General features: G+C 57.7%; 14 protein-coding genes. 9 read left to right on the forward strand and 5 right to left on the reverse strand.

Annotated elements, in window-relative coordinates:
* The first annotated feature begins 90 nt into the window (after positions 1–90).
* The 3 genes from gap (J7416_RS05080) (at position 91) to gap (J7416_RS05090) (ending at position 2,394) form a co-directional block, all read left to right on the forward strand.
* Positions 91–1,092 (forward strand): type I glyceraldehyde-3-phosphate dehydrogenase, encoded by a 1,002-nt coding sequence (gene gap, locus J7416_RS05080; protein WP_209223631.1) that lies wholly within the window; start codon positions 91–93, stop codon positions 1,090–1,092.
* 71 nt (positions 1,093–1,163) lie between these two features.
* Positions 1,164–1,307: a hypothetical protein gene (locus J7416_RS05085; RefSeq protein WP_209223632.1), complete on the forward strand. Its 144-nt coding sequence runs from the start codon at positions 1,164–1,166 to the stop codon at positions 1,305–1,307.
* 82 nt (positions 1,308–1,389) lie between these two features.
* Positions 1,390–2,394, forward strand: a complete 1,005-nt coding sequence (gene gap, locus J7416_RS05090; protein ID WP_209223633.1) for a type I glyceraldehyde-3-phosphate dehydrogenase — start codon at positions 1,390–1,392, stop codon at positions 2,392–2,394.
* Here the strand turns inward: gap (J7416_RS05090) and coaD are convergent.
* The 3 genes from coaD to J7416_RS05105 all read right to left on the reverse strand — a co-directional run bounded on the left by coaD (position 2,386) and on the right by J7416_RS05105 (position 4,362).
* On the reverse strand, positions 2,386–2,877 hold the full coding sequence (gene coaD, locus J7416_RS05095; RefSeq protein ID WP_209223634.1) for a pantetheine-phosphate adenylyltransferase: 492 nt from the start codon (positions 2,875–2,877) through the stop codon (positions 2,386–2,388). The genes gap (J7416_RS05090) and coaD overlap by 9 nt on opposite strands.
* Before the next feature lie 84 nt (positions 2,878–2,961).
* Positions 2,962–3,399 carry a CBS domain-containing protein gene (locus J7416_RS05100; protein ID WP_209223635.1) on the reverse strand — a complete coding sequence of 146 codons (438 nt, stop codon included), beginning with the start codon at positions 3,397–3,399 and terminating at the stop codon, positions 2,962–2,964.
* 60 nt (positions 3,400–3,459) lie between these two features.
* Entirely contained in the window at positions 3,460–4,362 is a 903-nt protein-coding gene (locus tag J7416_RS05105) for a LysR family transcriptional regulator (protein WP_209223636.1), read from the reverse strand.
* 105 nt (positions 4,363–4,467) lie between these two features.
* Between J7416_RS05105 and J7416_RS05110 the strand changes: the two genes are divergently transcribed.
* A complete protein-coding gene (locus J7416_RS05110; protein WP_209223637.1) occupies positions 4,468–5,967 on the forward strand; it encodes a CoA-acylating methylmalonate-semialdehyde dehydrogenase in 1,500 nt (499 codons plus the stop codon).
* Between the two features lie 203 nt (positions 5,968–6,170).
* Positions 6,171–6,755, forward strand: coding sequence for a L,D-transpeptidase (locus J7416_RS05115; protein WP_209223828.1), 585 nt, complete (start codon positions 6,171–6,173; stop codon positions 6,753–6,755).
* Positions 6,756–6,805: 50 nt separating this feature from the next.
* Here the strand turns inward: J7416_RS05115 and J7416_RS05120 are convergent, their stop codons facing one another.
* Positions 6,806–7,282 carry a fasciclin domain-containing protein gene (locus J7416_RS05120; RefSeq protein WP_209223638.1) on the reverse strand — a complete coding sequence of 159 codons (477 nt, stop codon included), beginning with the start codon at positions 7,280–7,282 and terminating at the stop codon, positions 6,806–6,808.
* Between the two features lie 77 nt (positions 7,283–7,359).
* Complete coding sequence (locus J7416_RS05125; RefSeq protein WP_209223639.1) at positions 7,360–8,205, reverse strand: class I SAM-dependent methyltransferase; 846 nt, start codon at positions 8,203–8,205, stop codon at positions 7,360–7,362.
* 139 nt (positions 8,206–8,344) lie between these two features.
* On the opposite strand from J7416_RS05125, the gene J7416_RS05130 reads away from it, so the two are divergent.
* The 4 genes from J7416_RS05130 to mmsB all read left to right on the forward strand — a co-directional run bounded on the left by J7416_RS05130 (position 8,345) and on the right by mmsB (position 12,643).
* The gene (locus tag J7416_RS05130; RefSeq protein WP_209223640.1) at positions 8,345–9,460 is read left to right on the forward strand and encodes a carboxylate-amine ligase; all 1,116 of its coding nucleotides are present in this window, start codon (positions 8,345–8,347) and stop codon (positions 9,458–9,460) included.
* 117 nt (positions 9,461–9,577) lie between these two features.
* On the forward strand, positions 9,578–10,720 hold the full coding sequence (locus J7416_RS05135) for an acyl-CoA dehydrogenase family protein (protein ID WP_209223641.1): 1,143 nt from the start codon (positions 9,578–9,580) through the stop codon (positions 10,718–10,720).
* A gap of 7 nt (positions 10,721–10,727) precedes the next feature.
* Positions 10,728–11,768 (forward strand): enoyl-CoA hydratase/isomerase family protein, encoded by a 1,041-nt coding sequence (locus J7416_RS05140; protein ID WP_209223642.1) that lies wholly within the window; start codon positions 10,728–10,730, stop codon positions 11,766–11,768.
* Between the two features lie 2 nt (positions 11,769–11,770).
* Complete coding sequence (gene mmsB, locus J7416_RS05145; RefSeq protein WP_209223643.1) at positions 11,771–12,643, forward strand: 3-hydroxyisobutyrate dehydrogenase; 873 nt, start codon at positions 11,771–11,773, stop codon at positions 12,641–12,643.
* The last annotated feature ends 9 nt before the right edge of the window (positions 12,644–12,652 follow it).

The raw sequence follows: 12,652 nt of genomic DNA on the forward strand, positions 1-12,652 counted from the left end.
AACACGTTAAAAATATGTCACTTTTACTCTTTTGAGAATAGGCAATGGCGGCTATATGGCCTGCAAAGCAAGCGCAGTTGGAGACGTCACATGACCATCAAGGTCGGCATCAATGGTTTTGGCCGCATCGGCCGTTGTACATTGTCGCATATCGCGGCATCCGCCCGGAACGATATCGAAGTGATCAAGGTCAATGCGACTGGTCCGCTGGAAACCACGGCGCATCTGCTGAAATACGACAGCATCCACGGCCGCTTTCCCCGCGACGTCGCTATCGAAGGCAAAACCATGGATCTCGGCCGCGGCCCGATGGAGATGTTCTCGACCTACGAAATGAGCGAGCTGGACTGGGACGGCTGTGACGTCGTTCTGGAATGCACCGGCAAATTCAACGACGGACTAAAGGCCAACACGCACCTTGAGCGCGGCGCGCAAAAAGTTCTGCTGTCCGCCCCCGGCAAAAACGTTGACAAGACCATCGTCTACGGCGTGAACCACAACAGCCTGGTTGCTGACGACAAAATGGTCTCGAACGGATCCTGCACCACCAACTGCCTTGCTCCGCTTGCCAAGGTACTGGACGAAGGTATCGGCATCGAACACGGCATCATGACCACGATCCACGCCTATACCGGCGACCAGCCGACGCTGGACCGTCGCCATAGCGACTTGTACCGTGCCCGTGCTGCAGCAATGTCGATGATCCCGACATCGACCGGGGCCGCGAAAGCTCTGGGCGAGGTTCTGCCCAACCTGAAAGGTCGTCTAGACGGTTCCGCCATCCGCGTCCCGACCCCGAACGTTTCAGCTGTTGACCTGACCTTCCGCGCCTCGCGTGACGTGACAGCCGAGGAAGTGAATGCCATCGTGCGCGAAGCCGCGCAGGGCTCGATGCAGCGCGTTCTGGGCTATGAGTCTGCCCCGCTGGTTTCGACCGACTTCAACCACACCGAGGAAAGCTCGATCTTCGCACCCGACCAGACCCGCGTTGTCGGCGACCGCATGGTCCGCGTTCTGGCATGGTACGACAATGAATGGGCCTTCTCGGTCCGTATGGCGGACGTCGCTGTTGCGATGGGTCGGCTTAACTAAGATACCTCTGAAATCTTGAACCTTTTCGCCCGCTCAGGTTATCTGGGCGGGCGTTTTCGTCCGGGGCCATCATGACCAATCAAATCGCCATTTGGCTTGCCCTATTGATCCTGAGCCTGTTTTTGATCGACTACGCGCTGTTTGGAACCGAACACCTGCTGTTCCTCGGCAAGAAATTATACTTCTTTCTGGACTGGCTCGCCTTCTGGCGCTGACTCAGGTTTCGCTTGACTTTTCTGCTCAACTAGCGTTGTTAGCGCTAACTTCATTTTTGCCAAATTTCGGACGGAGCAGGACATGACACTCAAGCTGGCAATCAACGGATTTGGACGGATCGGACGCGGCGTATTGCGCGCAGTGATGGAATCGGGCCGCACGGATGTTGAAATCGTAGCCATCAACGATCTGGCAAAGCCCGAAATGAATGCACATCTGTTCGAATTCGACAGCGTGCATGGCCGCTATTCGAAACCGGTCACTCTGACCGAAGCCGGCTTGGATGTTGGTGCAGGCCCAATCCGTCTGACCAGTGAACGTGAGCCCGAAAAGCTGGATTGGTCGGACATCGACGTGGTTTTGGAATGCACCGGCGTGTTCCGCACACGCGAAGCCGCGTCTCGTCACTTTGAAAACGGATCGAAAAAAGTGCTGATCTCGGCCCCTGCTCGTGGAGACGGCGCGGTGAAAACCATTGTGTTTGGCGTCAACGATCACGAACTGACCGCTGAGGACACCGTTGTTTCGAACGCCTCGTGCACGACCAACTGCCTGTCGCCCGTGGCCGCCGCACTGGATGCGGGCCTTGGCATTGTGCATGGCAACATGACCACGGTGCACGCCTATACCGCCAGCCAACCAGTCCACGACACGGCGGGCAAAGACCCCTACCTGTCGCGCGCTGCTGCCCTGTCGATGATCCCGACCACAACCGGCGCAGCCTCGGCCGTTGGGCTTGTCCTGCCACAACTGGCTGGCAAGCTAACCGGTCAGGCCATTCGGGTCCCCACTCCGAACGTATCCGTGGTCGACCTGGTCGCCGAGGTTTCGCGCCCCACGACCGAAGAAGAAGTGAACAAACTGTTCGTGGATGCCGCGGCCAAAATCCCCGGAGTTCTGGCGGCCGAGAACCGCCCGTTGATTTCGGTGGATTTCAACCACGACTCGCATAGCTCAACCGTTTCACTGCCAGAAACCAAGGTGACCGACGGTACCCTGGTGCGCGTTTTGGCTTGGTATGACAATGAATGGGGCTTTTCGAACCGGATGCTGGACACCGCAGCCGCAATGGGCGCCCTAGCTTAAACGCTCTGTCAGAGCGGCTTTGACGGCGGGCGTGACGAATTTCGACACGTCCCCGTCCAACCGGGCGATTTCCTTGACCAGTTTGGACGCGATGGCCTGATGCCGCGCCTCGGCCATCAAAAAGACGGTCTCGATCGAGTCGTCCAGCGCCCGGTTCATCCCGACCATCTGGAATTCATATTCAAAGTCCGCAACCGCGCGCAGACCGCGCACGATGATCTGCGCTCCGACATCACGGGCGCAATCGATCAGCAGGTTTTCAAAGGGATGCGCAACGATTTCGGTTCCGGTTTGCTCGGTCAGATGGGCGCATTCGGCCTCAATCATGGCCACGCGTTCTTCTAATGAGAACAAAGGCCCTTTGTCACGGTTAATGGCGACACCGATGACCAGCTTGTCGACCAACGCCGCAGCACGCCGGATGATATCGATATGACCCAGAGTAATTGGATCGAAAGTTCCCGGATATAATCCAACCCTCATCAGGGCCTCCTGCGCAACAATCATTCTGCGCCAGCAAACATAACTCTGCCGCGGACGCAAGGGGCAGCGTTAGGTCATAGGATGTCAGTGGCCCATGATCATGCCTTGCAAAGCGTCCTTCTCCATGGCCAGTTCAGCCAACTGAGCCTTGACCACATCGCCCAGCGTCACGATCCCCACCAGCTTGCCCTCTTCGACAACTGGCATGTGGCGAAATCGCCCTTCGGTCATACGGCTCATGATGTCCTGAACAGTGTCTTGCTGCGTGGCCGTTACAAGATCATGCGTCATGTAGGCACTGACCGGCTGGTTCAGACATCCGCTACCACTGGCGGCCAGTTCGCGTACGATGTCACGTTCCGACAGAATGCCCATTGCCGTCTCGCCACCATCCTCAGACACGACCACTGTACCGATGCGCTTTTCCGACAAGATCTTCGAAGCGTCAGACACCGTGATCGTTGGCGCAACAGTGACGACCCCTCCGGTGGCCTTGGACTTCAGAATGGCCTGAACGAGCATATGCTTAACCTCCGAAATAATGTCCTGTTTTCCAAAGCGTTGCCGGAATGAATAAACCTGTCAAGGTGACACTTCGGCTTCAAGCCGCTCAACCTCTTCACGAATGCCATGCGACAGGGCCTGTGCAAAACGGTTCAAGCGTTCGTTCCGCTGGTCACCCTGATGGCGCACCAGGTGAAAACTGCGGGTCAAACTCACCTGATCCGTTAGGATTTTTTGCAAGTTCGGATGGAATGGCAGCGTGAAATCATGCGCCACGCAGATACCTGTGCCCAACGTCACTTGACGCAGCTGCACCGACACCGAATTCGATGCAAGCGGAACACGGTCAACACCGATATCGACCAGATAGTCCAGCTCGCGGTCAAAGATCATATCGGGAATATAGCCAATCATACGATGGCCTTTGATATCCTCGAGCGACCGGATTTCGGAATGCGCAGCCAGATAGTCGCGCGTTGCGACCAGATGCAGTTTATAATCGGTGATCTTCTGCACCAAAAGACTGCCCGCAGTTGGTGCGCTGACAGTTACGGCCATGTCGGCCTCGCGCCGGGACAGGTTGATCACACGTGGCAAGGCAAGGATCTGAATATCCAGATCCGGGTTGGCATCGCTGATTTTCGCGCAAACCTGAGGCAAAAGGTAGTTGGCCGATCCATCCGGCGCGCCGATCCGTATCTGACCGCTGAGCGTCTTGGACGTGCCCGCCATGGCTCCTGCTGCAGCACGCATCGCCTCTTCGGCTTTCAAGCCGTGTTCCATCAACCGCGCGCCCGCTTCTGTCAGCAAATAGCCCTGCTGCGACTTGGTAAACAGCGGGGCGTCCAAAGAAGCCTCTAAACGTGCAATCCGACGCCCAACCGTCGCGGGATCGATTTTCAACTGCCGTCCGGCGGCTGACAGGCTTTCCTCGCGCGCAACCGTCAAAAAGACCCGCATGTCATCCCAATTTGGTGTCAAAACCCGCCCTTTGCATTTTTGCAAAACTTCTTTGAGACATTGCCTCTGTTCATGCAAATTATGCAAGCCTATCCTGCGCGCAATTCTATTCGGAGGAGATCTGCCATGACCGAGCTGTCCCATTTCATCAACGGCGAAAACGTCGCCGGAACCTCGGGTCGGTTTGACGACGTCTTTAACCCCGCCACTGGCGAGGTGCAGTACAAGTGCCCAATGGCAAGCGCGGCAGAAACGACCGCGGCCATCGAAAGCGCCGCCGCTGCACAGCCTGCATGGGGCGCGACCAACCCGCAGAAACGCGCACGGGTCATGATGGCGATGGTTCACCTGATGAACCGCGACATGGACAAACTGGCCGAAGCGCTGAGCCGCGAGCATGGTAAGACCATCCCCGACGCCAAAGGCGACCTGCAGCGCGGTCTGGAAGTGATCGAATACTGCATCGCCGCGCCGCAGATGCTGAAGGGCGAATTCACCGACAGCGCAGGTCCGGGTATCGACATGTACTCCATGCGTCAGCCTTTGGGCGTCGTCGGCTCGATCATGCCGTTCAACTTCCCCGCAATGATGCCGCTGTGGCACGTTGGTCCGGCGCTGGCCTGCGGCAACGCCGTGGTTCTGAAGCCGTCCGAACGTGACCCCTCGGTTCCCTTGATGCTGGCCGAACTGTTCGTCGAAGCGGGACTGCCCAAGGGCGTCTTCCAGGTGGTGAACGGTGACAAAGAGGCCGTAGATACCATCCTCGACAGCGAGATCATTCAGGGCGTTAGCTTTGTTGGCTCGACCCCGATCGCGCAGTACATCTATTCCCGCGCAACCGCGAATGGCAAGCGCGCGCAGTGTTTTGGCGGCGCAAAAAACCACATGATCGTCATGCCTGACGCCGACATGGATCAGGCTGCAGACGCGCTGGTCGGTGCCGGTTTCGGCGCAGCGGGTGAACGCTGCATGGCCGTATCGGTCGCTGTTCCGGTTGGTGAAGAAACCGCCGATGCACTGATCGAAAAGCTGGTTCCGCGGATCGAAAAGCTGAAAGTCGGCCCTTACACCGCTGGCGACGATGTCGACATGGGCCCGGTTGTCACGGGTGCCGCGAAAGAGCGTATTCTTGGCCTGATCAACTCGGGCGTCGAACAAGGCGCCAAACTGGTCGTCGACAACCGCGATTTCAGCCTGCAGGGCTATGAGGACGGCTTCTTTGTCGGACCGCACCTGTTCGACCACGTGACGCCTGAAATGGACATCTACAAACAGGAAATCTTTGGCCCGGTTCTGTCGACCGTGCGCGCGGGTTCCTACGAAGAAGCACTGAAACTTGCGATGGATCATGAATACGGCAACGGTACCGCGATCTTCACCCGCGATGGCGACACCGCGCGTGATTTTGCCAGCCGTGTGAATATCGGCATGGTCGGCATCAACGTCCCGATCCCGGTTCCGCTGGCCTATCACACCTTTGGTGGTTGGAAGAAATCCATGTTCGGTGACCTGAACCAGCATGGACCTGACAGCTTCAAGTTCTACACCCGCACCAAAACCGTCACGGCCCGCTGGCCGTCGGGCATCAAGGAAGGTGGCGAGTTCAACTTCAAGGCCATGGACTGATCCAGGCTGGCAAAACACCAGACCCGGCCGATCCCGGCCGGGTTTTTCTGTGGCAAAGACTCGCCATAACCTCATAAAACCTGCGCCTTCACGATAAATTCAGCTTTGAAAGGCTGGAAATTCCCATCCGCCGCAAATAATTTACTCGCAATCATGTGATTAAGCAGTTTGAACTGTCGGAGGCTTTCGTGTCCAACTCCCGTATGACCCGCCGCTCGGCCCTGCTGGGGGCTGCGTCCCTTGTAGCAGCGCCTGCCCTTGTGCGTGCCCAAAGCACAGATGCGTTCCCCACAACCGAAGAGGCGATCAGCACGCAATTGCCGGTGCGCCGCAACATCTCGTCTTTCTCACAGCAAAGCTGGCAGGACCACTTTGATACGTTGGGTGTAGGCGCTTTGTTGGCCGATATCACCAGCCGTGCGGTTCACTATTGGGGCCCGGATGGCACCTACAAGCTGTATCCAAGTTCGGTTCCCATGAGCGAGGAACTGACCAAACGTGGATATACCAAGGTTGTTCGCAAAGCCGAAAACCCAAGCTGGACCCCGACCGCCTCGATGCGCGAACGTGATCCGCTTTTGCCGGTTCGGATGGAAGGCGGCGAACCGGGCAACCCGCTGGGCACACGTGCGATGTATCTGGGGTGGCCGGCTTACCTGGTGCATGGAACCCATGACACCCGCAAAATCGGACGCCAAAGCTCGTCAGGCTGTATCGGTCTGTACAACCAGCATGTCGAAGAGCTTTATCCGCTGGTCCAAATCGGAACTCAGGTCAGACTGGTCTGACGACAAAGCCCCGGCCACAAGGACCGGGGCTTTTTCTTATTTGAAAACTCTTATTCCGGTAGGATGACTGCGTCCACAACGTGGATCACGCCATTGCTGGTTTCGATATCGGCCTGAATAACTTCGGCATCATTCACTTTGACACCGCGCTTGGCGTTCACGCTCAGGCGGTCGCCCTGCACGGTCAGCACCTTCGCGCGCTTACCTGCGATGTCACCCGACATCACCTTGGCGGGAACCACGTGATAAGTCAGGATTTCGACCAGCTGGTCTTTGTTTTCCGGCAGCAGCAGTGTTTCCACCGTACCTTCGGGCAGCGCAGCAAACGCTTCGTCTGTGGGCGCGAATACGGTGAACGGACCATCGCTTTTCAACGTGCCGACAAGACCGGCGGCCTGAACGGCGGCGACCAGGGTGTTGAACGACCCGGCCGATACGGCGGTGTCAACGATATCTGCGGCCTGCGCTTTGACGGGCAGTGCAAGTGCAAGTGCGGCGGCGGCGCCCATAAACGTACGGCGGAACATGGCTGTAAACTCCTCTCCAGCTTGTTATGGAAAGGGGTACGGGCGTTTTGACGCACCGGATCACAAAAGGATCAGAATTATTTTACCTGAACCCAGATGCTCTGGGCGCGGCCGTCCTTCAGAAACGGCAGGGCTTCGACGGCGTCCGGGCGATCCTGTTGCAACAGGAATCCAGGCCAAAGCATTGAATATGAACCAGATTGCAACAAAGCATGGAGCATGTACTGCTCACCCCAGCCTGGGCAGTCATAGAAGAACCGCTTGGGATATTCATAGGGCAGAAAAACATCGTGCACGTGGATCACGACACCGGGTTTCAGGGCCGGAATGATGCGACAAAACAAATGCGCGACGTCATTGCTCATGCGCACAACATGGCTGGAATCGATGAATAGGACATCGCCCGCCTCAAGCTGCTCAAAGAGGGCCGGGTCGACGTCTTCCAGCCGTTTCTGCTCGAACCGGTCCACCACATGGGCGATATCCGCCCTTGGATAGGGATCAATGGCCGTGACTTCTGTGTCCAGACCGCCATCGATGATCGCTTGCCGGGTTACACGGGTCGAGTTGCCGCAACCGACCTCGATCACGCGCTTGGGCTTGAACCGGCGGATCATCAGATACAGAGCATCCGCATCCGGGCTGTCGTAGTAGCCGTTATTGATGCGATAACCGGTTTTGTTCCGCTCCGGGTCTTTCAATGCACTAAGCGCCTCAGCGTGTTCCTGATGCTCCACCACCAATTGGCTGATGTCGAACCCCTCCATCCCCGGTGACAGGGCGTAGGCCGGACGGGTCAACCCACCTGCCCGTTCAAACGCCTCAAGGCGGGCACGCTCATCGCGTTCGGTCACCTTGTCGATTAGCTTCACACCAAACCGGTCGAGAACGGCGTTCAGCCGCGGGAATTTCCTGGGTTTCACGAAGGGCTCCGGGTTTGGTCACATGTTCACCGCCTCCTTACCCGTGCGGATAGGGCCTCTGCAAGAACCCGACAGGCAAACACTTGGCAAAAAGGCGATTTCCGTATTCACTGGTCCGAACACAATTGCGAGGGCCGGAATGCAGCAAGACTTCACGCTGGGCATCGAAGAAGAGTATCTGCTGGTCGATCGCGACAGCCTTGAACTTGCCGAAGCTCCAGCGGGACTAATGGAAGCCTGCCAGGCCGATTTCGAAGGACAGGTCAGCCCCGAATTCCTGCAATGCCAGATTGAGGTCGGAACACGGCCCCATGTCACCATCAGCTCAGCGCGTGAGGATCTGAAGCGCCTGCGGTCATGCGTTTCAAAGCGTGCAGCCGAGCACAATCTGGCCCCGATCGCTGTCTCATGCCATCCGTTTGCCGATTGGAAGAAACAGCATCACACGCGCAAAGACCGCTATGACGCGTTGCAACACGCGCTGGGTGGCGTGGCGCGGCGGATGTTGATTTGCGGCATGCACGTCCATGTGGGCGTGGCAGATCAGGCCCTGCGCGCCGATCTGATGCCGCAGCTTTCGTACTTCCTTCCGCATCTGCTGGCCCTGTCGACCTCATCCCCCTATTGGAATGGTGAGGACACAGGTCTTTCGTCCTATCGCTTGACCGTGTTTGACAACCTGCCCCGCACCGGCCTGCCGCCGGTCTTCTCAAGCTGGTCCGAATATGAACGCACCACGGGTGTTCTGGTTGAGTTGGGTGTGATCGAGGACACGACGAAAATCTGGTGGGATTTGCGCCCGTCGCACCGGTTTCCTACGCTGGAAACCCGCATCATGGACGTGCAGCCACGGCTGGAACACACCCTCTCGCTTGCCGCTATGGTGCAGGCCCTAACTCGGATGCTGTGCCGGCTGAAGGACCGAAACCTGCGCTGGCGGCAATATGACCGCTTCCTGATCGGCGAAAACCGTTGGCGCGCGCAACGTTATGGCGTGGGCGAAGGGATGATCGACTTTGGCGAACGTTCCATCAAGCCAATGCCTGAACTTATGGGTGAATTGATGGGGATGCTGGCCGAAGATGCCGAGGCACTGGGCACCATGCCTGAACTGGCGAAACTGGTGCAAATTGCCCAGAACGGCACATCGTCGACCCGTCAACGCCGCGTTCATGCCGAAGCCTCTGCCAAAGGCGAAGACCCAGGACGGGCGGTCGTCCGACACCTGATCGAAGAGTTTCATCAGGACCTTTGAACATCCGCTGCCTCTTGGCTGTCATGTCATGCAGGTGATTGCTGGTCGTGCAAAATTTCTGTAAGGATTGGGAAATAAACACTCGTTCAATTCATTGGGCAGCGTGGGAGGCACACCATGGATTTCGCAACGACCGAAGAGCAGAACGCGATCTTCGATATGGCCTATGATTTTGGGCAGGAACACATCGCTCCCTTCGCCCGTCAGTGGGAGGCCGAAGGCACCATCCCCAAAGATTTGTGGCCCCTAATTGGTGAGTTGGGATTCGGCGGTCTTTACGTTTCCGAAGAAAGCGGCGGATCGGGTCTGTCCCGCCTCGACGCCACACTTGTGTTCGAGGCGCTGTCTATGGCCTGCCCCTCGGTCGCGGCGTTCCTGTCGATCCACAACATGTGTGCCAAGATGCTGGACAGTTTCGCCAGTGACACACTGAAATCTCGGATCATGCCCGATGTTCTCAGCCTGAACACCGTGCTCAGCTATTGTCTGACCGAGCCAGGATCGGGTTCCGACGCAGCCGCACTGAAAACCCGCGCCGAACGTACGAACGAGGGGTACACTTTGAACGGCACCAAGGCGTTTATCTCGGGTGGCGGATATTCGGACGCCTATGTCTGCATGGTGCGCACTGGTCAGGACGGGCCAAAGGGTATTTCGACCGTGTATGTCGAGGATGGTGCCCCCGGCCTCAGCTTTGGCGCGCTGGAACAGAAGATGGGCTGGAAAAGCCAACCCACTGCCCAGGTGCAGTTCGACGACTGCAAAATCCCTTCTGACAATCTAGTCGGGGTCGAAGGCGACGGCTTTAAATACGCGATGATGGGTCTGGATGGCGGTCGCCTGAACATCGCCTCCTGCTCATTGGGGGCGGCCCAAACCGGACTGAACATGACGCTGCAGTATATGTCGGAACGCAAGGCCTTTGGGCAGTCCATCGACCAATTCCAGGCGCTTCAATTCCGGCTGGCGGATATGGAGATCGAACTGCAGGCCGCCCGGACTTTCCTGCGACAAGCTGCGTGGAAACTGGATCAGGGCACGCCTGATGCCACCAAGTTCTGCGCCATGGCCAAGAAGTTTGTCACCGAGACGGGATCGAAAGTTGTCGACCAGTGCCTGCAGTTGCATGGCGGCTATGGTTATCTGGCCGATTACGGTATCGAAAAGCTTGTGCGCGATCTTCGCGTGCATCAGATTCTGGAAGGCACGAACGAGATCATGCGCGTCATCGTCGCGCGCCAGATGCTTTCTCAACGCTGAGGACGTCATGTCAGATATCTACATCCGCACCACGGGCCGCGCCGGGCGCATTACTCTGACCCGGCCTAAGGCCTTGAATGCGCTTAGCTATGATATGTGCATGGCCATAGACACCGCCCTGCGCAACTGGCGCGAAGATGATGCCGTAGACCTGATCATACTGGACGCCGAGGGCGAAAAGGCGTTTTGCGCCGGCGGTGACATCGCCCAGCTTTATGACACCGGGATAAAAGGGGATTATGAATACGGGCGCACGTTCTGGCGGGATGAATATCGTCTGAACGCTCTGATCTTCGAATATCCCAAGCCGGTGGTCAGTTTTCTGCAGGGCTTCACCATGGGTGGTGGAGTTGGCATCGGCTGCCATGGCAGCGATCGCATCGTCGGCGAAAGCTCGCAAATCGCCCTGCCCGAATGCTCAATTGGGTTGGTTCCGGATGTGGGCAGCACATTGATGCTGGCGCTCGCGCCCGGACGGTTGGGGGAATACTTGGGCATCACCGGGCAAAGGATGGGTCCTGCCGACGCGATTTTGGCCGGGTTCGCGGATCACTACATCCCGATCGAACACTGGCAAGACCTGATCGAAATGCTCGAGGCATCCGGGAGCACCGACAGCCTTGAAACCCATTCCGAGACCCCGCCCGAAGGCGATCTGACCACCCTTCAATCCCAGATTGACGCGGATTTTGGCGGTGAGACCCTTGGTGATATCCTGAACAGCCTTCAAAACTCGGACAATGATAATGCCGCCGCAGCGTTAAAGTTGATCGGCCGGAACTCCCCGTTGTCCATGGCGTGCACCGTGGAAATCCTGCACCGGCTTCGCTCACCAACTCTGACCATGCGCAAGGCATTGGAGATGGAGTATCGCTTTACTTATCGCGCGATGGAGCACGGGGATTTTCTGGAAGGCATTCGGGCGCAGATCATAGACAAGGATCGCAACCCAAGCTGGCAGCATCAGGGCCAAGGCGTCCCCGCCGTGGCCGTTTCGAACATGCTGCAGCCATTGGGTGCGGACACTCTGACATTCGAGGAGGAATAACAATGAAGATCGGGTTTATCGGCCTTGGCAACATGGGCAATCCGATGGCGGCCAACCTCGCCAAAGCGGGGCATGACGTGGTCGGTTTCGACATGGCGGATGTCAGCGTACCAGGCGTAACCATGGCCAGCTCTGGCGCTGAGGCAGCGACAGGTGCAGACATCGTTGTCACCATGTTGCCCAACGGGCAAATCCTGCGGGCTGTAGCGGGTGAAATTATCCCCACGATGAGCGCGGGCTCTACCTGGATTGATTGTTCCACCGTCGATGTCGACAGCGCGCGGGCCGTAGCGGATCAGGCGAAGGATGCAGGTGTTTTAGCCGTTGATGCGCCAGTATCGGGCGGTATCGGTGGCGCGGCTGCAGGAACGTTGACATTCATGGCCGGTGGCAGTGACGCGGCTTTCGAAAAGGCTGCCCCTCTGTTCGAGATCATGGGCCAAAAGGCCGTGCATTGCGGCGAGGCCGGTGCCGGTCAGGCCGCAAAAATCTGCAACAACATGATCCTGGGCGTGACCATGATAACCACCTGCGAAGCCTTTGCGTTGGCAGACAAACTTGGACTGGACCGGCAAAAGATGTTTGACGTGGTCAGCACATCCTCGGGCTATAGCTGGACAATGAACGCCTATTGCCCGGCGCCGGGCGTCGGACCCGCAAGTCCAGCGGACAATGATTATCAGCCCGGGTTTGCCGCGGAACTGATGCTGAAAGACTTACGTCTCAGCCAGCAGGCCGCCGAAAGCTCAGATGCAGATACGCCAATGGGTCAGGTTGCAACCGAACTGTATGAACAGTTTGTTGAGTCGGAAAACGGTCTGGGCAAGGATTTCTCGGCGATGCTTCCGCGGTTCGAAAAGCGCGGGCGGTCGTAGTTTGACCAG

Origin of the sequence: Ruegeria sp. R14_0, from assembly GCF_017743975.1 — a bacterium.
Taxonomy (GTDB): domain Bacteria; phylum Pseudomonadota; class Alphaproteobacteria; order Rhodobacterales; family Rhodobacteraceae; genus Ruegeria.

Excerpts from the sequence above, each read along its gene's own strand:
- gap (WP_209223631.1), top strand. The coding sequence starts at position 91 with ATGACCATCAAGGTCGGCATCAATGGTTTTGGCCGCATCGGCCGTTGT.
- J7416_RS05085 (WP_209223632.1), top strand. The coding sequence starts at position 1,164 with ATGACCAATCAAATCGCCATTTGGCTTGCCCTATTGATCCTGAGCCTG.
- gap (WP_209223633.1), top strand. The coding sequence starts at position 1,390 with ATGACACTCAAGCTGGCAATCAACGGATTTGGACGGATCGGACGCGGC.
- coaD (WP_209223634.1), bottom strand. The coding sequence starts at position 2,877 with ATGAGGGTTGGATTATATCCGGGAACTTTCGATCCAATTACTCTGGGT.
- J7416_RS05100 (WP_209223635.1), bottom strand. The coding sequence starts at position 3,399 with ATGCTCGTTCAGGCCATTCTGAAGTCCAAGGCCACCGGAGGGGTCGTC.
- J7416_RS05110 (WP_209223637.1), top strand. The coding sequence starts at position 4,468 with ATGACCGAGCTGTCCCATTTCATCAACGGCGAAAACGTCGCCGGAACC.
- J7416_RS05115 (WP_209223828.1), top strand. The coding sequence starts at position 6,171 with ATGACCCGCCGCTCGGCCCTGCTGGGGGCTGCGTCCCTTGTAGCAGCG.
- J7416_RS05120 (WP_209223638.1), bottom strand. The coding sequence starts at position 7,282 with ATGTTCCGCCGTACGTTTATGGGCGCCGCCGCCGCACTTGCACTTGCA.
- J7416_RS05130 (WP_209223640.1), top strand. The coding sequence starts at position 8,345 with ATGCAGCAAGACTTCACGCTGGGCATCGAAGAAGAGTATCTGCTGGTC.
- J7416_RS05135 (WP_209223641.1), top strand. The coding sequence starts at position 9,578 with ATGGATTTCGCAACGACCGAAGAGCAGAACGCGATCTTCGATATGGCC.
- J7416_RS05140 (WP_209223642.1), top strand. The coding sequence starts at position 10,728 with ATGTCAGATATCTACATCCGCACCACGGGCCGCGCCGGGCGCATTACT.
- mmsB (WP_209223643.1), top strand. The coding sequence starts at position 11,771 with ATGAAGATCGGGTTTATCGGCCTTGGCAACATGGGCAATCCGATGGCG.